The sequence below is a fragment of the Calothrix sp. NIES-2100 genome (assembly GCF_963875285.1).
GTDB lineage: Bacteria > Cyanobacteriota > Cyanobacteriia > Cyanobacteriales > Nostocaceae > Aulosira.
Genome location: NZ_CAWNLA010000001.1, coordinates 8529609 through 8549351, shown reverse-complemented (window position 1 = coordinate 8549351; position 19743 = coordinate 8529609). Strand labels below are relative to the sequence as shown.

15 protein-coding genes and 2 pseudogenes are annotated in these 19743 nt (G+C 42.0%); 9 read left to right on the top strand and 8 right to left on the bottom strand.

What is annotated here, in order from left to right; translation table 11 throughout:
* Window positions 1-288 precede the first annotated feature (288 nt).
* The 4 genes and pseudogenes from AACU32_RS34750 to AACU32_RS34740 all read right to left on the bottom strand — a co-directional run bounded on the left by AACU32_RS34750 (window position 289) and on the right by AACU32_RS34740 (window position 3470).
* Window positions 289-2694, bottom strand: a complete 2406-nt coding sequence (locus tag AACU32_RS34750) for an endonuclease MutS2 (RefSeq protein ID WP_096608316.1) — start codon at window positions 2692-2694, stop codon at window positions 289-291.
* Window positions 2695-2793: 99 nt separating this feature from the next.
* Entirely contained in the window at window positions 2794-3036 is a 243-nt protein-coding gene (locus AACU32_RS34745; RefSeq protein WP_096606749.1) for a DUF6887 family protein, read from the bottom strand.
* Window positions 3036-3173 (bottom strand): annotated as a pseudogene (locus AACU32_RS40825) (DUF6888 family protein); the annotation flags it as partial. The gene AACU32_RS34745 and the pseudogene AACU32_RS40825, both read right to left, overlap by 1 nt.
* A 48-nt stretch (window positions 3174-3221) precedes the next feature.
* Window positions 3222-3470 (bottom strand): hypothetical protein, encoded by a 249-nt coding sequence (locus tag AACU32_RS34740; RefSeq protein ID WP_096606747.1) that lies wholly within the window; start codon window positions 3468-3470, stop codon window positions 3222-3224.
* Window positions 3471-4209: 739 nt separating this feature from the next.
* Between AACU32_RS34740 and AACU32_RS34735 the strand changes: the two genes are divergently transcribed.
* From AACU32_RS34735 to AACU32_RS34720, 4 genes and pseudogenes are all read left to right on the top strand, one after another.
* Complete coding sequence (locus tag AACU32_RS34735) at window positions 4210-5373, top strand: GuaB3 family IMP dehydrogenase-related protein (protein WP_096606745.1); 1164 nt, start codon at window positions 4210-4212, stop codon at window positions 5371-5373.
* Window positions 5374-5772: 399 nt separating this feature from the next.
* Complete coding sequence (gene trxA, locus AACU32_RS34730) at window positions 5773-6096, top strand: thioredoxin (protein ID WP_096606741.1); 324 nt, start codon at window positions 5773-5775, stop codon at window positions 6094-6096.
* Between the two features lie 943 nt (window positions 6097-7039).
* On the top strand, window positions 7040-8110 hold the full coding sequence (locus AACU32_RS34725) for an LOG family protein (protein WP_096606739.1): 1071 nt from the start codon (window positions 7040-7042) through the stop codon (window positions 8108-8110).
* Between the two features lie 555 nt (window positions 8111-8665).
* Window positions 8666-9640: pseudogene (locus AACU32_RS34720) on the top strand (hypothetical protein); the annotation flags it as partial.
* A gap of 461 nt (window positions 9641-10101) precedes the next feature.
* Here the strand turns inward: AACU32_RS34720 and AACU32_RS34715 are convergent.
* Complete coding sequence (locus AACU32_RS34715; RefSeq protein WP_096606737.1) at window positions 10102-10674, bottom strand: lecithin retinol acyltransferase family protein; 573 nt, start codon at window positions 10672-10674, stop codon at window positions 10102-10104.
* A 590-nt stretch (window positions 10675-11264) separates the two neighbouring features.
* Here AACU32_RS34715 and AACU32_RS34710 point away from each other — a divergent pair.
* The gene (locus AACU32_RS34710) at window positions 11265-12056 is read left to right on the top strand and encodes a glucosamine-6-phosphate deaminase (protein WP_096606735.1); all 792 of its coding nucleotides are present in this window, start codon (window positions 11265-11267) and stop codon (window positions 12054-12056) included.
* Here the strand turns inward: AACU32_RS34710 and AACU32_RS34705 are convergent.
* Window positions 12053-12250, bottom strand: coding sequence for a hypothetical protein (locus tag AACU32_RS34705; protein ID WP_096606733.1), 198 nt, complete (start codon window positions 12248-12250; stop codon window positions 12053-12055). The genes AACU32_RS34710 and AACU32_RS34705 overlap by 4 nt on opposite strands.
* A 328-nt stretch (window positions 12251-12578) precedes the next feature.
* On the bottom strand, window positions 12579-13637 hold the full coding sequence (gene hisC, locus AACU32_RS34700) for a histidinol-phosphate transaminase (RefSeq protein ID WP_096606731.1): 1059 nt from the start codon (window positions 13635-13637) through the stop codon (window positions 12579-12581).
* A 381-nt stretch (window positions 13638-14018) separates the two neighbouring features.
* Between hisC and AACU32_RS34695 the strand changes: the two genes are divergently transcribed.
* The 4 genes from AACU32_RS34695 (at window position 14019) to AACU32_RS34680 (ending at window position 18964) form a co-directional block, all read left to right on the top strand.
* Window positions 14019-15503, top strand: a complete 1485-nt coding sequence (locus AACU32_RS34695) for a CIA30 family protein (protein ID WP_096606729.1) — start codon at window positions 14019-14021, stop codon at window positions 15501-15503.
* Between the two features lie 98 nt (window positions 15504-15601).
* On the top strand, window positions 15602-15949 hold the full coding sequence (locus AACU32_RS34690; protein WP_096606727.1) for a hypothetical protein: 348 nt from the start codon (window positions 15602-15604) through the stop codon (window positions 15947-15949).
* A 523-nt stretch (window positions 15950-16472) separates the two neighbouring features.
* Window positions 16473-17087 carry a hypothetical protein gene (locus AACU32_RS34685; protein WP_339378535.1) on the top strand — a complete coding sequence of 205 codons (615 nt, stop codon included), beginning with the start codon at window positions 16473-16475 and terminating at the stop codon, window positions 17085-17087.
* A gap of 272 nt (window positions 17088-17359) precedes the next feature.
* On the top strand, window positions 17360-18964 hold the full coding sequence (locus tag AACU32_RS34680; protein ID WP_096606725.1) for a TrbI/VirB10 family protein: 1605 nt from the start codon (window positions 17360-17362) through the stop codon (window positions 18962-18964).
* Between the two features lie 240 nt (window positions 18965-19204).
* Here AACU32_RS34680 and AACU32_RS34675 read toward each other — a convergent pair whose 3' ends face one another.
* Window positions 19205-19630 carry a DUF3011 domain-containing protein gene (locus AACU32_RS34675; RefSeq protein ID WP_096606723.1) on the bottom strand — a complete coding sequence of 142 codons (426 nt, stop codon included), beginning with the start codon at window positions 19628-19630 and terminating at the stop codon, window positions 19205-19207.
* Window positions 19631-19743: the final 113 nt, after the last annotated feature.

The following is a 19743-nucleotide window of genomic DNA, read 5'->3' as shown; positions in this document are numbered from 1 at the left end:
CTAATAGGGACGGTTGCTGTTACCCATTTTGAAACAGACTCTCAAGCCTGAAGGTTAGTTTCTTCTAGCTGTATTAGTCAGAAGCTAAAGCTTGCTTTATCACTGTGGTAATCAGCATGTATCTCTGTATTACTCTAAATGAAAATTTATATTCTACAAAGCAGAAATATAATTATCTGGGCATAGGGCATGGGGCATAGGGCATGGGGCATGGGGCATAGGGCATTGGGCATTTCTCCCCCTTCCTTTATCCTCCTTGTCCTCCTTGTCCCCCTTGTCCCCCTGCCTTTATTCAACGTAGGCAACGGTAACACCGCTACCACCATCTACTTGTTCTGCGGCTTCGTATTTGCTGACTCTGGGGTGCTGCTGTAAATAGGTATGCACACCTTGCCTTAGTTTGCCTGTACCGTGTCCGTGAATAATCCATATTGGGCCTAGAGCCTCGGAAATTGCCTTATCTAAAAGCAATTCAGCATCAGCCACTCGTTTTCCGCGCAAATCGACTGTATTTTTAGAAGTCCGAATTGTCAAGGCTGGTGGTGCTGCTGGGGTAACTGCTGGTGCTGGCTTGGATTTGACAATCGGTTCAGCTTTTTGACCATCTAAAGATTCCACATCTTCCAGCTTGACTGTCATTTTCATGATGCCAAAGCGAACAGTCAAGTCACCATCTTCATCGGGGGCGACTAAAACTTCTGCTGTTTGCCCAAACTGAGAAAGCCGGATGCGATCGCCTACTTTGGGCATAAATCCCGCTTTTGGTTTGGCTGGCGTTGCTGGCTGGAATTTCTGCGCAATTTGATTGAGGGCGTTAGTTGCTTGCTGGGCATCTTGGGCGGTGGGTGTACCTTGCTGTAAGCGCCGAATCACTTGGGCGATTTCACCTTTGGCTTGGGCGATCGCTTGTTGTACTGCTGCTTCCTGGGAAGCTTTTAACCCACGTTCCCTTTCTTCTAAATTGGCGGCTTTAGCTGAAACCTCTTTATATAAACGTTCTGCTTGCTGCAACAGTTTTTGTGCTTGGGCTGCTTTGGTTTCTTGGCTGCGGCGTTGCGCTTCTAAGCCAGCAATTACTTGGTTAACTTCGTCTGTTGCTCCTCCTATGTGAGTTTTTGCCTGTTCGACAACTTCTAGTTTTAAACCTAAGCGACGGGCAATTGTCAAGGCGTTGGAACGCCCAGGTATGCCCCACAACAACCGATAAGTGGGTGATAAGGTACTTTCATCAAATTCTACTGAGGCGTTTTCAAATCGCTCATCTTCATATTTCAGTGCTTTTAGTTCGCCAAAGTGGGTTGTCGCTACTGTGAGTCGGGAGTGGTTAGCTAAATGTTGCAACAGAGCGATCGCTAATGCACTACCTTCGACTGGATCGGTTCCTGCACCGACTTCATCCAGCAATACTAGAGATGAGGGGGATATTGCTTCCTCATCTCCCCCTATTTCCTCAGTCCCTAAAGCATCCAAAATCCGACTAATGCGGCGGATATGACCAGAAAAGGTAGATAAACTTTGCTGTAGGGATTGTTCATCCCCAATATCCGCTAATACCTGGTCAAACCAAGGTATTTCTACTGGTTCGCGGGCAGGGACAAATAAACCCACTTTCGCCATCAATGCTGCTAAGCCGAGAGTTTTTAAGGTAACAGTTTTCCCTCCAGTATTTGGCCCTGTAATGGTCACTACCCGAATTATCGGATTAATCAGCAAATCTACTGGTATTACTGGTGAGCTTTGTTCGTGTTGATGCTGCCACACTAACAGTGGATGACGCAGCTGGCGCAAGGTAATACTTTCTTGCTTCTCCCAGTTAATAAATCTGGGGGGATTAGCACCTAACCAAAAACTGTAACGCGCCCTAGCTGTAGCCAGATCTAAGGTAGTAACAATTGCTAATAACCTTTCCAAATCAGGTTTAACTGCTGCTACTTGCTCTGTGAGAGTGCGGCGAATTACTTCTTCTTCTGTCTGTTCTCTTCTGATAGCTTGGCGTAATTGGTTACCTACGGGCACTATGCTATTGGGTTCCACATACAGCGTGGCTCCACTGGTAGAGGTATCGTGGACAATACCGGGGATAGCGTCTTTGTGTGTCGCTTTTACCGGGATGACATAGCGATCGCCTCTTTGGGTAATCAGTTGTTCTTGGACTGCACCTGATTTCGCCTGTAAAATATTTTGCAATTTCTGGGTAATCTGACTACGCAATCTCCGCAATTCCGTGCGAATTTCGCCCAGTTTTTGGCTGGCGCGATCGGTTACCTGTCCGCGTTCATCGATACAACGGTGAATTTCTTGCTCTAGTTCCGGATAAGTCCGCAAATCGGCAACCAACTCCGTCAGAATGGGCACATCTTCTTGGTTGTCAATTATCCGGCGTAAATTCCTACTACCAAAAAGGGTAGTAGCGATCGCCAACAGTTCATCTCCTGCCAAAATCCCTTGGAGTTCTGCACGCTCGAGAGAATCGCCAATATCCTGAATTCCCTCAAAGGATAGGCTGGGGGATAGACGGCTTTCTAGTTGGTAAACTTCTTTTGTTTGCTCCAACAACTGCGTACTTACCGCTTGAAAATCGGGAATTTGTAGCTGACGTGATGCGATCGCCCCTAACTTAGTTGCCGCAAAGGTTGAAAGATGCTGGCAGAGGCGATTCCATTCTAATAGTTCTAAGGTTTCAGCTTGGATCAAGGCTTCAATATCTAATCTCAATATATGGTAACAATTCTGGCTGCTTTAAAGCTGAACCAAGTTGGAGTTAATTGCGATCAACAGAGAAGCGCAAGGATTCTATTCTGTCCGATCCACCGGGTTGTTAGCTGGCTGAGTACTACTCGATGCTTCCAGTTTTTGTCGAATTGCTGCTTGAATCTTTTCATCAAAATCGGGGTCGCCTGGGCTGGCGATCGCTGATTTTGGACGCTGATTGAATCTATCCAAATATGCCTGAAAAGCAGCCTGATCTTGGCGGTTTGCCAAAAAGTACCGTCTCAATTCGGCATCATCCATAGTATCAAAATTAACTTGATTCATCAGAACACCTCTCCATTTGGTACAATTTCCAACTCAAGGTCTTCAGGGTATCTAGCTAGAATGTATAGGTATCGAGTCCGAGAATCAACACATACCAGATGAATCGGTTGAAGCATGATGAACATCAACTGATAGCTGACGGGATATAAACTGCTGCAAAAATCCCTTAGACGACTTTACACAGTTCAAAAACCACAGGAATCTAATACCCTTGTGACTGCATCAATAAATTTTTCACCCCAAATGCTTGATAATAAACCGCAGGATATAACCACAAATGATGCAATACTGATTTGCAAAAGGTTCCAATCTATGGAAGACGCATAGGAGATTGGGATGATGACCACGAATAGACCTAGGGCTGCACCTCCAAGAAATCGGTAAATGCGCTGAGGAAAAGAATATTGTCCAATATCAGTATTTTGAGTTTTCATCAAGTTTCCTTCACAATTATTAACAATACAGGATCTACGTATTCTAGACAAAGTTGAGCCGATCGGTGGGTGGAGTTTTTTATTTTTGCCTTGTTGGTAAAATGCTGCGCACAGAAGATGGCCGCTGATTTTGATAACTTATAAATCCCAAGTATCCCCAGAACAGTATCACCCCAACCAAAGTGACAATCTGAATAGATTTTTCGACTGTGATAAAAGTGCGTATAAACTTATCCAGCGGTATCCTTGCGGTTTAATTGCATTGGCGAGCTTTTCGTAGAAATCGCTTTGTTAAACTACTTCAATACTTTTAATTATATTTCCGTAAAATTAACAAAAACAAAGTCATTTATAAACCCACGTTTAGATGAAAGTAAGGATGCTTTGTATTCTCAATGTTAGCGTTCGGATATAATTTGGCTTTTTAAACTGTTTCTCTCAAACCAGAACTACAGTTTTTATGATGACATAAAAGCCTTTTGCCCCCAGAGGGCATCAGGGGGGTGATATCAGTTGATGTCTTCTCCTGGAGCCTTTCGTTGTAATAACTAACACATCAAACTAAATTACCCAATTAACTTACCCAAGAGTCAGCTTAAACCAAGATCGCACAGAAACGAATTCACAATTTTCCCTGATATTTGACCCTGTGGATATTGTCAGTAACTGAAAAAAAGTTGCACCAAGTTCGCCCACAATTTGATACCCTAGCTTAAACAGATTTGAGAAAATTTTAAGCGTGGACATTCAACTTGGGCGGGGCAAAACGGCTCGGAGAGCTTACGGAATTGATGAGATTGCACTAGTACCTGGCAGGGGAACACTCGATCCGAGTTTGGCAGATACTAAGTGGCGAATTGGCAATATTGAGCGAGAAATCCCAATCATTGCCAGTGCGATGGATGGCGTAGTCGATGTGCGGATGGCTGTACGTTTGTCAGAGTTAGGAGCATTAGGTGTCCTCAATTTAGAAGGTATCCAAACTCGCTATGCTGACCCAGAACCGATTTTAGATAAGATTGCTGCCGTGGGCAAAGATGAATTTGTCCACCTGATGCAAGAACTTTATGCCGAACCAATAAAGCCGGAACTAATTGAAAAACGTATTCAGGAAATTAAGCAACAAGGTGGGATAGCAGCAGTAAGTGCTACGCCAGCCGGAGCAAGTAAATATGGCGAAGTGGTAGCCAAAGCTGGGGCAGATTTATTTTTTGTACAAGCTACGGTAGTTTCTACAGCACACCTGTCACCAGAGTCTATCGTGCCTTTGGATTTGGCAGAATTCTGTCGTACCATGCCCATTCCTGTAATCTTGGGGAATTGCGTAACTTACGAAGTTACTTTGAATCTGTTAAAAGCTGGGGCTGCTGGAGTATTGGTAGGGATTGGCCCTGGTGCTGCTTGTACCTCCCGTGGTGTGTTGGGTGTAGGCGTACCCCAAGCAACTGCGATCGCAGATTGTGCCGCCGCAAGAGATGATTACTATCGGGAAACTGGTAACTACATTCCTGTAATTGCTGATGGTGGTTTAATCACCGGCGGTGACATTTGCAAGTGCATTGCTTGTGGTGCTGATGGTGTCATGATTGGTTCTCCCTTCGCCAGAGCCGCCGAAGCTCCTGGACGGGGTTATCATTGGGGAATGGCAACTCCTAGCCCTGTATTACCTCGTGGAACCCGCATTCGCGTTGCTACCACTGGTACCCTAGAGCAAATCCTCATTGGCCCCGCAGGGTTAGATGATGGGACTCATAATCTTTTAGGAGCCTTAAAGACGAGTATGGGCACCTTAGGAGCCAAAAACATTAAAGAAATGCAGCAAGTTGAAGTTGTAATTGCTCCTTCCCTACTCACTGAAGGCAAAGTCTACCAAAAAGCTCAACAACTAGGCATGGGTAAATAAAGGGGCGCTTAGGCTAGGGCATGGAGTGTGGGGAGTGTGGGGAGTGTGGGGAGAAATGGGACAAGGTAGACAAGGAAGCAGAGGAGGCCAATGCCCAATGCCCAATGCCCCATGCCCCATGCCCCATGCCCCATGCCCCTTGCGGAAATTTTTCCAGCCTCTTAAACAATTACTGGAAAAATTACATATGTCGCCTACAATAGAGATAGCGGAGACGCATGTTTCCGTTCACTCCTCACACCACACTCCGCCCGGACTATGTTCGGGCGGTTCCTTATGTTTTTATAAATAAATTCTCGAGCTTCTTTGCAAATGTACATCCTTCGCTTCTAAGCAGCTGTTTTTGCTATGGTAGAATTTTCACGAAACTCCGAAATATAATTGGCAAAGGTTTTAGGCATGTCAGCAGCCGCACAAGTTACGGATTCTACATTTAAGCAAGAAGTACTCGACAGTGAAGTACCTGTGTTAGTTGATTTTTGGGCACCTTGGTGTGGTCCATGCAGGATGGTAGCTCCTGTAGTGGATGAAATTGCCATTCAGTACGAAGGTCAGCTCAAAGTCGTTAAAGTCAATACTGATGAAAATCCTAATGTTGCTAGTCAGTACGGCATCCGCAGCATTCCCACATTAATGATTTTTAAAGGTGGGCAAAAAGTTGATATGGTCGTTGGTGCTGTTCCTAAAACTACATTAGCTAACACATTGGAAAAGTATCTTTGAATCTCAATCGGTCGTCAGATTCTTCTGATTTTTCCATTTGTTCTAGTTTTTAGGTCAATATTTGTAAACAAGTTTGAGAGGCGCGAAATTTCGCGTCTCAATAAAACTTTTTACAGTGGTAAATCTGTTAAAATTAGCGCTGCTAAATTAATTTAGTTATTGCTGTTGAGGACATCCTTAGCACAAGACGGCGGAAAGACAGCTACCATACCCTGCCGCAAACCGCTATGCGTTTACACAATAGAGGAAAAGCCTAATTCATAAGCTTTTTGAATTTTGCGGAAAGTCGAACCAGTGCGTTCCTGAACCACTCCCGCACGGGGATGGCGTGTCGCTTTGCTTCGGAATTTTCTGGCGTTGAGCGTTAAAAGCCAGCGCTCGCGAAGCGCGAGTGCCCCTTGCGTCTGACTTCTCCTCAGGGAGACGCTCTTGCTAGCTTGCTTAAGCTCCGGGGTACGCCAACGGCTAACAAACAACAGAACTTGAAGAGAAGAATTTTGAATTTTGACTTCCGCGAAGCTGTACTAGCGCCTTGGTTGATAATTAACCACAGGTGCTTTTTGTTGCCGCCACCCTGTTAAGCATGGAACCAGGCGCAAAACCTTCTTTAGGTTTGAAACTGGCGACATAGTAGGTGCAATCCTGCCATCTGGAAAGTTTGCTCTTCCTCATGTCGATAGATTAACAGTGCGGGAGGAGTTTTTGAAATCAGAACTCCATTGGGCAAAATCAGCCCACTTAGGCACAAGTATTGCAAATCAATTCACCGAAACGATGGATATATGTATTTTCGCAAACGTCCCATAAATTAGCGATATCAGGCGATGCGATCGCCTAATCTGTCAATCTCAAAAAGCTGTTGGTAATCGACTAACGTTGCAACGGTTGATACATAGTACTCCAAAATTAGATAAAATATAATACCATTGTGGCAGCAGTTAACATGACTTCATCTGCGTCGTTTGATACATTAGAGTCTCTACAGGCGGACATTGCTGAATTAATTGATCGGTTACCGACGTTAAAAAATCAGCAACTCATCAAACAGGCACTTGCTACCATAGTGCGGCTAGCTGATACTGACATTGAGCGTCTCGATTGGAAGATATTATCGGCTGCTCTAGCAGATATGGAGCGGGGTTTTCAACTCTTTTATGCCTACCGACATGTCCGGAAAGTAACTATTTTTGGTTCGGCTCGCCTAGCGCCAGAAACCGCAGAGTATCACATGGCAGTGCAGTTTGCTCGCGCTGTTTCCAAGTTGGGATTTATGGTGATGACAGGTGGTGGTGGTGGTATCATGCAGGCGGGGCATGAAGGTGCGGGAAGAGAAAATTCCTTTGGCTTAAATATTCAATTGCCCTTTGAACAGCAAGCAAACCCTTATATCGAGGGGGATTCAAAGCTAATTCACTTCAAATATTTTTTCACACGCAAATTATTTCTCTTAAAAGAAAGTGATGCTGTGGCCTTGTTTCCCGGTGGTTTTGGCACCCAAGACGAAGCATTTGAGTGCATGACATTAAGCCAGACTGGTAAATTTGGCCCAGTACCTCTAGTTTTAATCGATAGCCCTGGTGGCGACTACTGGCGCTCTTGGAGTGAATACATCGATGAGCAATTAGTGCAAAAAGGTCTTGTCAGTCCCGAAGACCCTAGTCTTTACACAGTTACAGACAACGTGGATGTAGCTTGTAATGCAATTACCCGATTTTACCAGGTTTATCACTCTAGCCGCTACGTAGGCGATCAGTTGGTAATTCGCCTCACAACGGATTTATCTGCTGCTGAGGTAGAAAAACTCAATGCTGACTTTAGCGACATTCTGGTGAAAGGAAAGATTGAAAAAAGTCAGGCATTATCTCAAGAAGGCCAAGATGAAACAGTTGGATTACCTCGTCTGGTTTTATACTTCAATCAACGCGATTTGGGGCGATTATATCAAATGATTGCTGTTATTAACCAGATGGGTGTTCATACCGTAGAAGAGACAGGTCATCCAGAACGGAAGTAAACAATAGGGGTGGATTTACCACCCTCCCATTGCCACTCCTTAGGGAAGGTTAACTTAATTACCAACAGGGCAAGTAATTAGCTTTGATTGAGAAGATACTGGAGAAAAATTGCTAATTCCTGAGGAATTAGCACAGGCGCACCAAACAAGAAAAATTGACCAGACAGCAACCCCAATAGCAAGCTAGACAGGCGGGGTCACAGGTGGAAAGTATTGAAGGAATATTTGCTCAACCTCGGTATTGATCCGGAGACTATTTAGTATTATCTACCAAAAATTTAGTATAATTACGTAAACAGCGATCGCCCCAGACAATCATTTTTCGCTGTATGATAACCAGCAAATACATGTACTTGTACAGGTAATATTCCGCTCTAAACAAGTGGACAATTACCTAAAATCAGGACTACACTAACTGATGCAGATTCAGCCTTCTATCTAAAGATAGAATTTCGTCCTTATTTTTAAGATTTTATGTGTCAACCTTGTATCTTTACTCATAAAATCAAAAACAAGGCGAAGTTTTGCATAAACATACTAGCCTAAATACATAAAATGAGTTCGTTAACAAATCAGGGTGGGCAATTTATCACTAAATTAAAAATGAGAGATCGGATAAACGATATCGCTTGGCAAGCACACCAAGGTAGCGTCGCCGCGATCATTCAAATATTGAACGAAAAACTAGTTGCATCTGGTGTGAGAACTAGAGCCATTTTTTCCGATGGTGTCTTACAACTTCTCTGCGAAGCACCGACAGTCGAGCAACTAGAGCAATACGCTATAGTGCAAAAAATCAGGCAAATCCTGGAGTCTATTGCACCGCGTAATATTCGCCGGGTAAATATTAACAGTCGAATTGTCAGGGAACAACAATTACTTTGGTTAACGGAAATTTACCGCGATCGCGATAATCAATTGCTTTGGTCAGAGGAAATTACCTTACCACAACCGAATATTATTCAGCAAGCAATTAAAGATTTTCAAGATCTCAAACAGTCGAAAACAGAACTAGCTCAAATTAGCTTACCTAAGCCTAATTCTTTGCGAGGTGTAGTTTTTAGAAGAAAAAATAGGATCAAAAGTAAAAATAGATTTCAGAGTAAAAATATACCAAGTCGTTCCCTGGCAACTGACCTACTGAAAGTATCTAGTTTATGCCTACCTCTACTGTTGCTAGTTTGGGGTGCTTACAGTTGGTTAGAAAATAAACAGGAAACCTCTATTTCCGCAGAAACTTCTCAACCTTCATCTGTCAAAATGCAAGGTGCAAATGTTACCACCACTAAAAATATCTCTCAAGCAGCCAAGGACCCCTTCGCTGCCGCAGTGCGCATTGCTAATCAAGCTTCTACATTAGGTAAAACAGCCACAACTTCACAGCAACGGTTAGATTTAGCTAGTAAGTGGCAAGAGGCTTCAGATTTAATGAGTCAGGTGTCACCAAACCACAGTCGCTATCAAGAAGCTCAAACCCGCATTCAGCTATATAAAAAATATGCAGCCGCTTCTCAATCGTTAGCGAATAAGCCAGAAGAAGCTTCACCTGAGACTGTCACCAAAACTGTTTCAACTGAGGCTGATGAACCATTTGCCGCCGCAGTGCGCATTGCTAATCAAGCTTCTGCATCTGGGAAAATAGCGACAACTTCAGAACAATGGTCAGCTTTAGCTGCTCAGTGGCAAGAAGCTTCTGATTTAATGAGTCAGGTGTCATCCAACCATAGCCGTTATCCAGAAGCTAAAAGCCGTGTTCAATTATACAAAACGTTTAGTGAGGCGGCTCAATTAAAAGCTCAGAAAGGTCAGTAACGGAATCATGTAGGGATGGGGAGTTAAATTTCCCCATCTGGGAAACTTGAACCGCCAAGAACGCCAAGAACGCCAAGGAAGAGAGCAGTACGCACCAAGCGCAAGTTGATAGAGAGTTGCTATTAGTTGGGTTCCGCTACCCCCTATCCATCCAACCTACGAATAATAGTGATTTCATTCTATTTTAGAAAAAATGGAATGCCTGAATCATTATAATCTGGTCTGTCTGAACATAAATTTGCAAGGAATTTTCCTAACTCTCTTCCACCATAACCAGCAGCTAAAGCTAAGCCAATAACAGCAGCTTCAGGAACAGCTAGAGGTAGAGCTGCAACTGCAACTCCTCCTGCTATTACAGCTCCTAAAATGCCCCCATTTTCTTCTATAACATTATGTAATTGACCGCATCTTTTTGTACCCGTTTTACACCAATGTGCAAAGTGTTCGCAATTATTGGCAAACAAATTATAGTCAGGTTCTCCTAGCTTGCTTATGGCTCTTTCTATAACTAAACTACGAGAAAAACAAGAACCTTTTTTATATTGAACTACATAAATATCATGTTCTTTAGCAAATTTTTCAAATGATACTCCTCTAATTTGACCTTTTTTGAATTTTCCTTCAAAATGAATCACAACATTTTGATAAACTTTGTTTTTATAAGAAATATCACCACAATATATTCCATGATGCTCGTAAGTTCCACAATGGTAGAAGATGTGGTCACCTGGAGTAATATAAACTGGATTCATATTATGTAAATCCTAAGTATTTCCTTAATACTTAGATTACCCACTTGTATAGACAGATATAAAATATGATTTTAAATTTTCCAACAAGAAATAAAAACTTATTTAAAGATTGTACATTGCTTATGCCTTGGTGATAATTAATTATTTATTCAAGCAGATAGCCTTACAGGATTTTTTATGTATTTAAACCACATGCTGATTTCTGTATTTCTTCCTTTGCGTCTTTGCGCCTACTCTGGGAGAACGACTTCTCTACGAGACGCTGCGCGAACATCGAATGCGTGAGATTAAAAAATGTTTATTTACCAGACAATCACTGTAAACAAACGCACGTTGAATTGTTAACGGTGCGTTGCGCTGCGCGACAACACACCCTACATCAAAATACATTAAGCTAAATAATTGTCAGAAATCCTATTACTTCAGAACCAATTTTTTTACCATGAGGCAGAGGATATGGCAAATAAATACAAATTAATCTGCTACATCTGTGCCATATTTCCCTTACTCTAAAAGTTAGATTGCACTCAATTGCTTAGTCCCATAACTGATTTAATTGAGACATCTATTATCTTTACCTGTGTAAGCAAATGCTAGCCGATACAAAGAGTTTTCGTGTTGATGAGTTGATGGTGCAAATTTACAACACTGAAGCCGAAATGGCACAAAATGTTGCAGAAATTGTCAGCCAATATTTACAGAACCTTCTTCAGCAACAAGATATAGCTACAGTATTGTTAGCGACAGGAAACTCTCAACTGAAATTTCTCGATGCTTTGATTGCTTTGGGCGGTGTAGATTGGTCGCGGATTGTTTTATTTCATTTAGATGAATATTTAGGGATTTCTGGCGATCATTCTGCTAGTTTTCGGAGGTATCTGCGGGAGCGTGTAGAGCAGCGAGTTAAACCTCAGCAATTTTACTATATAGAAGGAGATACTTTGCAACCTTTGGCCGAATGCGATCGCTACACCAAACTGCTGCAAACACAGTCCATTGATTTATGCTGTCTTGGTGTCGGCGAAAATGGACACTTAGCTTTTAACGATCCATCTGTGGCTGATTTTCAAGATCCTTACACAGTGAAACTAGTCAAGCTAGATGCTATCAACCGACAACAACAAGTGAATACAGGCCAATTTACCAATTTAGACAATGTGCCGCAATACGCATTTACTGTCACTTTACCTTTAATTTGTACAGCTAAAAAAATTATTTGCCTTGCACCAGAAAAGCGTAAGGCAAATATAGTTAAGGATATATTACAGGGAGCAATTGACAGAAAATGTCCTGCTTCTATTCTGCGTCAACAAGCTCAAGCAACTTTATTTCTAGATAAAAATTCTGCCAGTTTACTAGCTGATAGCTACAGCAAACTTTAAGCTGCTGATCCCTGTTTCCACTCGGAAATTACATCTTCTACTACTAATTCTTTTTTCGGTGAATTTGTAGCTGAGGCTACAAGTACTTTTAGGGTTGTCATATAGACATTATTCATTATTTGGTGTCCATAACCAATTACTTTCCCTAGATGTCCAGTTTTTTGATTTAACACATAGTCCCCAATGTTAAACATAGTTGCAACTACCAGTTTTTAACTCAACTGCCTCTACATTTTCTATTGATAAAGGGTTAATAACTTCATGCTTAAAGCATAGTTATCTAAGCCTTAAGGAGGATTTATATATAGCAATCCTAAATGATTTATGAAATATTTCGTAAAGGCTTGTTGACTGTTAACTGTCAACAGTCAACAGCCACAACGGATATTTTTCACAACTGAAATAGGATTGCTATAGCAATGCGATCAAAGTTCAATAAGGTTTAGTTAAGAAGGATTGTAGGGGAAAGTAAGCTAATCCGCCTTTATGTTTAATTAGGTTGAGCTACTTAGTCTCTATTGTTCAATTTTGAGCCAATAATTCAACCAACGCCTGCACTAAAGTTTGATTTTGCTCATCAGTACCAATAGTGATGCGTAATTTATCATCTAGTCCTGGTTGCTGAAAGTAGCGGATTAAAATTTTTTGCTGCTTCAGTTTTTGATAGAGATATTCTGCATTTCCTTGAGGAGGCTGGACTAGTAAAAAATTGGCTTGAGAATCCCAAACAATAAAACCTAATTGTTTTAAATCTGATGCTAGCTGTGTTTTTGAGGCTTTTATCTTGGCTACACAAGCGTTTTTATAATCTTGGTCGGCGATCGCAGCAGTCGCAACTGCACAGGCGATCGCATCAATGTTATAGCTATCTTTTACCTTAAACAACCCAGACAATAATTGGGGATTTGCTACCCCAAACCCTAGGCGCAATCCTGCTAAGGAGTAACCTTTGGAAAGCGTCCGAATAATGATGACATTTTCATATTCTCGAACTAAATCCAAAGCATTTTCTTCAGCAAAATCTACGTAGGCTTCATCAATTACTAAAACCCCAGATAACTCACAAGCTAATTTCCGCAAATCTTCAGTTGGGACTACATGACCAGATGGACTATTAGGAGAGGCAATAAATGTTACCGAACCATTAGCAGCTATGAGTTCTGCTAAAGGCAAACTGTAATCTTCATGGTAAGGAATTTCTAAAATATCTGCCGCTTGCATTTCGGTTAATGTGCGATATAGCACATAAGTAGGCATGGGATAGACTACCTTGCGTCCCGGTTCAGTACAAGCACGGATGACGATGTTTAAAACTTCATCACTGCCATTACCCACAATGATCCAATCACTAGGAATACCTAAAACTTGACTAGCAGCTTGGCGAAATTCGCCGCCAAATGGTTCTGGATAGCGTCGCAACCATTCGCCATCAATATTCCGCAGTACTTCTAAGGCCGCAGGTGAGGGGGGATAAGGGTTTTCATTACTATTCAGTTTGATAATTGGTGTCCCCCGTGGTGGCTGTTCACCTGGGACATAGCTAGCCATTGCATCAACATTAGAACGGAAATAGTTGGTCATAGGGTATTGGGTATTGGGCTTGTGGCGGGACAAGGGGTATGGCTTCTCTGCGAGAGGCTGCGCCAACGACTTTGCTCAGCCACCAGGGTATTGGGCTTGTGGTGGGACAGGGGTATGGAAAATCTAACGTACAATTTCTGAAGATATCGTTTCTTGTCGTCTACATCAACAAATTGTCCCAATATCCTCTACTTCTTTGAGAAAAAGGGAATTTGAAGCCCACTAATTTTTATAGATAAACATAAATTCGACAAACCTCACCCACCCAACCTCCCTCTCCTACTAGGAGAGGGAGGAGTCAGAATCACACTCACGTTATAACAAATGACCAATGACAAATGACAAATGCTCTAGACTAAAGAAAGTTAAGAGGGCGCGATCGTGGCTGACAAAAATCGTTCTCAATGGGACTTAGGCAGATTCATTGAAACCTTGACATATTTTGAGGTTATTCCTTTTTTTAACTGCATACAAAAGTTAATCCAAGGTCGTCCTAAGAATGATAAAAATCAACCCAATGGAGGAATAAATGTGAGTGCAATATTAGTAGCTGGTGCAACGGGTGGTTTAGGCAAACGTGTTGTCAAGGAATTATTAGAACGTGGCGAGCAAGTGCGCTGTCTTGTCCGTGACATCGAGAAAGCTAGAGCAATTTTGGGTAATGATGTTGATTTAGTAGTTGCAGATATTACTAAACCAGAAACTTTAACTTCTGTTGTTATGGCTAATATTCAAGCTGTGATATGTTGCACGGCGGTACGGGTGCAACCAATAGAAGGAGATACAGAAGATAGAGCCAAATATTATCAAGGCATCAAATTTTACCAACCAGAAATTGTCGGCGATACACCCGAAAATGTAGAATATCGCGGTGTGAAAAATTTGGTAGAAGCAGCGACAAATTATCTAAATAAATCAAATGAAAAACTTATATTTGATTTTACCAGTCCATCAGATGAATTGCGGAATATCTGGGGAGCTTTGGATGATGTGGTTATGGGTGGTGTGAGTGCGAGTAATATGCAATTTGTAGACAATACAGCTTTGTTTGCTGGTAATGTCTCTACCGCCAATTCTGGAGGCTTTGCTTCTGTGAGAACTAAGAATTTTGATCCACCCTTCAATTTACTTGGTTACGAAGGTGTAGAACTGCGCGTTAGAGGTGATGGTAAACGCTATAAATTATTTCTGCGGACGGATGGGAAATGGGACGGAATTGGTTATGGCTATTCTTTCGACACTGTAGCTAATACCTGGATAAATGTTCGGATTCCTTTTGCAGATCTTATTCCTGTATTTCGCGCCAAAATTGTTAAGGACGCACCACCAATCGATGCTAGCAGAGTTTGCTCGGTGCAACTGATGTTAAGCAAATTTGAATATGACGGCGCATTAAATCCGCATTTTTCACCTGGTGGATTTAGCTTGCAAGTGGAATCAATTAAAGCTTATAGTGGTATTACTTTACCAAAGTTTGTCTTAGTCAGTTCCGCAGGTGTAACTCGTCCTGGTCGCCCTGGTATTAATTTAGATGAAGAACCTCCAGCCGTGAGATTAAATGACCAATTGGGAGGAATATTAACTTGGAAATTGCAGGGAGAAGAGAGTTTAAGAAAGAGTGGAATTTCTTACACAATTATTCGACCTTGCGCTTTAACTGAAGAAACAGGTGGTAAAGACTTAATTGTGGAGCAGGGTGATAATATTAGAGGTAAAATCAGCCGTGAAGATGTGGCTGAAATTTGCATAGAAGCTTTAAAACAACCAAAAGCTGCTAACCTGACTTTTGAGGTAAAAGCGGGAGACAATCCCAGTGATTCTATTGATTGGCAAAGACTTTTTTCTCACCTACAACCTGATAAATAAAGCTGAATAAAAGGGAGAATTAAGATCAGAAAATATAGCGGGGGTAGTAGATAGTGATTTTTTTTCTACTATCTACTTACCCTAAGGAGTAAATAATAATGTTTAAGAGATTATTTTTTGCTGGAGTTTTTGCAATTGTTCTTTGGTTAGGGTTGTTATCGAATACTGCTTCATCACAACAAGTAGAATCTCGGATTAATAACCTGGAAGCTGACTTGAATCGTGTTGAGTTGCAGTTAAATCAGATACAGTATCAACTAGGTCAAACGGGAAAGTCTCCATCGCCAAGAACAACACTGACTCCGCGATCGCCTAGTGGCTCTAGCAGAAATTTATCACCAACAGAGCGCGATAAGATGTTCGATCGCCTTGCAACTTTAGTGGTTGAACTCAAGCAACAAGTCAACAAATTAGAGACACGAGTCTCAAAGCTAGAGTCACGTTGAGGAACGGGGACTGCTTAGAGGCGATCGCCTGCGAGGTTGTTTGTCAAGTCGCTTTCGTTGACTCTGGAGTTGGGTTTGGGAGACTACAACAATACTTTTCAAATATCCTCTTAACCGAGTCTTAGTCATTTATTAAAAAACAATTTTTATTTTTGAGATTACTAGCCGTTTTCAGAGGTTGCTTGAAAAGTGCTTGGCTTTGATTTGAGGTACTTATTGATCGCCTCTAGTCCCCTTCTTGTCAAGGAAAGCCACTGTGCGCTCAGGAACCTCGGTGAGACAGTGCGCCCTTGCGGTTTCCCAACGGGTAGACGCGGATTGCAAAGCAGAACCCCTCCCCTAGGGAGATAATTCCTGCTTTGCAGCGTTGTGCGAACTGTCGTCAAGTGGCGTGGATAATGGCGGATAGAGAAGGTTTTGCTACTGACAAGAAGTCTTTTAAAAGCCGATCAAAACGTCACTTTGGTCGTTGCTTTAATATAATAATAAAAGCTAACTCCCATAATTAATAGAACTTTATCAAATGTCTAGGCGAAACATTAAACAGATAATTTTTCCCAGAATATTTTTTCATCAAATAAAAACTATTGCTCAATTAACTGTAATCCTAAATTGGTGGCGGCTGCGGCTAATTGAATCAGTACCATTTTTGCTAGCCTGTGCAGTCCTATTAAGCGTCATCAGCCTGAAAAGCCCCGGATTACTTTTTTGTCTACTCATGGGGAGTTTAATCACAATAGTAATACAGCGAATCGGGCAGCAAATAGCAATACCAAAAAGCAAGCTTTTCCCACTGCAAATATTAGCAGCAGTTACTATGTTGAGCATCTTCTGGCTAGACTACTTCGCCGCCCCAGCGCAAGCACAATTCTTCAAAAAAGCCGAAGACTTTTTTCAAAACACCCTCACCCAAGGGACAAGCAACGGCGGGAACACTCAATTAGCAGTAGGATTAGTCTTTAACGTCTTAAGGGCATTATACCTACTATATATAGCCGTCGCCCTGATAGGCGTAGTCAACGCCGTGCGCAAAGATGAAGATTGGCAAAGTATCGCCAGAACCCCCTTATTAGTTGTGGTTGCTGTCACAATTGCGGATGTATTAACAGGCTTTGTCATTGGGAATACTAATAAATAGGATTTGTGAACTTAGGTGTGACTATAGGTGGTAATCGGTAATTGGAAACAGCAGAATTACTAAGGCTAGAGCAATCTGATTTGAGGAAAGGAAATTAACGTGAATTATCAAGATATTACCTACAGAGTGTAATCGTTCCTAACAAAGGAAGGAAGAAAAGGGGAATAGATGTTTGTAATTCCTATACAGATTGTTATCGGTCAAAAATAAACAATCTTTCTCTAGCAATCAGCTCAAAATTTACCAGGCATTTACCTTAATTTTTGAAGATTATGACCAATAATTCAATTTCTTCAGGGACTCCTCCACAAAATTTAGCTAATCACCAATCTGACAACTATTCATTAGAAGTAAATTCTGAAGATTGGGAATCACGAATAGCACAATTAGTGGGTTTAGATGCAGAATCGTTATCTACTGATGGTGAAGTTATAGAAGAATCAGCTAACAAAGAGCCATCACCATCTCAACCCACAGAAGAGAAAACTGAACAATCATTATCATCAAATCCCTTTGCTAAGTTAGGCTTGGTAGGTGCTGCGACTTTAGCGATAGTTTTATTTGCTGGTGGGTTTTTGACTCAGATGATGAGTAGTACTGAACAAAAACCAAGAAATAAGCAGATTGTAGTTCAACAAACGCGATCGCCAACTCCACAAGAATCTAGAGAATTAGATTTGGCTGAAAAAGTAGAGACTCTCAAAACAAAGTTAGCTCTGACTGAACAAGCCGAGGCTGTGAAATTAGCACAACAACAACTTAGAAGTGGAAAACAGATATCGCCTTCTGAGTTAGTTCCCCAAAATTCACAGTTGGATGCTTCTAGATCTAGACAAACTGCGCTTACCAGAACACCGACACCGACATCAACAGTTTACGTACCTCGGATCGTCACAGTTGAACGGGAACGGATTGTCAGATCTCCCTATCCGCAACCGCCGTTGACTCCCGTTTCACCACCACCTCAACCACCAATAATTGTTAACCCACAACCTCAACCATTAGTGAATGTCACTCCACCATCGACACCAAATCCCGTCCAAATTTGGCAAAATTTAGCAAAGTTAGGTAGCTATGGACAGGTGGGTAATAGCGATCAATCTTCTGCGAATGTAACGCCAAGTCCACAACAAAACAATAATCAGGGGGAGCAACAGCCAACAAATCCCCAGCCTCAACAAACAGCAAATCAGCAAACTTCTGTGGTGAGTCAAGGAGTACAGCAGAGTCCCAAATCTCTAGCAGTCGGGAGTCATGCTAAAGCTGTGTTGGCGACAGCAGTATTTGGCGAAACATCTAATTCCTCAGAGCAAGATAGCACAAATATTTTTGTAGTACGTTTGCAAGAACCATTAAAAGCTGTAGATGGGGCGATCGCTATTCCTGCAAATACTGAATTCTTAACTCAAATGAGTTCTCTCTCCGAGCAAGGTTTGGTCAAGCTCAACATAGTGAAAGTAATTGTACCAGATCGAGGCCAACTTACAGAAAGAAGTGTAGCTCCAAATGCGCTGATGATTCGCGCACCCCAAGGTAAACCTCTGATCGCTAACCAATTTCCCAATCGGGGATCATCTATTGCCAGTATGGATATAGGACTATTTGTCTTAGGTGGTCTTGGTAAAGCAGCAGAGTTAATGAATCGTACTGATTCCCAAGTTGTGACAACAAGTGGTTCTACTACTATTGTTAGCAGTAGTAACCCCGATCGTAACCTTTTGGCTGGAGTTTTTGAAGGTGGTATGAACACTGTAGTTCCCCAAATTGCCCAACGCAATCAACAAGCAATCTCCCAAATGAGTCAACGAACTAACGTTTGGTTTCTACCAGCCGGTACAGCCGTGGAAATATATGTTAATCAATCCATACAATTTTAATTTCTCATATAGAGTGTTCCACAAAATAAATGATCCAAAACCCGTCATTGCGAGCGGAGCGAAGCAATCGCAGGGGTTGGGATTGCTACCCTTCGGGAACACTTCGTGAACGCTTCTCTCGCAATGACAACTGGGCATTTTTTTACTTTGAGTACTCTACAAAAAGGCATCCACTAGCTAGGACACCTTTATGAAAGCGAGATTTGTGCTAGTTCTTTTGATTGGTTAAGATTTAGTTTCCTATCTGTCGTAGCGATCATCTCTGTTGTAGCGATCGCCTCTGTCGTAGCGATCATCTCTGTCGTAGCGATCGCCTCTGTCGTAGCGATCATTTCTGTCGTATCTATCGTATCTACGGTTTCTGTCGTATCTACGGTTTCTGTTGAATCCGCGATCGCCTACGACAAACTGAGCGCGACAACCATTTGTCACCCAAATACGATTTCTGTTATAGCCCCAATTGTCTCGACAACTGGCGTTAGATAACTGTCTGACAAGGCGTACTCTACCTGTTGTCGGTATCGAACAACTACTTCCCTGATTATTGTAGCTTTCACAAGTGATTACCTGCTGAGCCGAAGCCGGGGTAGCAATGCCAACAAGCGTACCTATACTAACACCGGCAGCTATGAAGCTGGCAGCGATTAGTGGAAACCGGGTAAGCATATTAAATGTTAGATGTATTCAAAAACTTATAAGTGGATATTATTTTAATTGGGATTTCGCAATAAGGAATCTATCTTAGGGTGGGAATTTTGGTATGTGCTTTCTAGCAATCA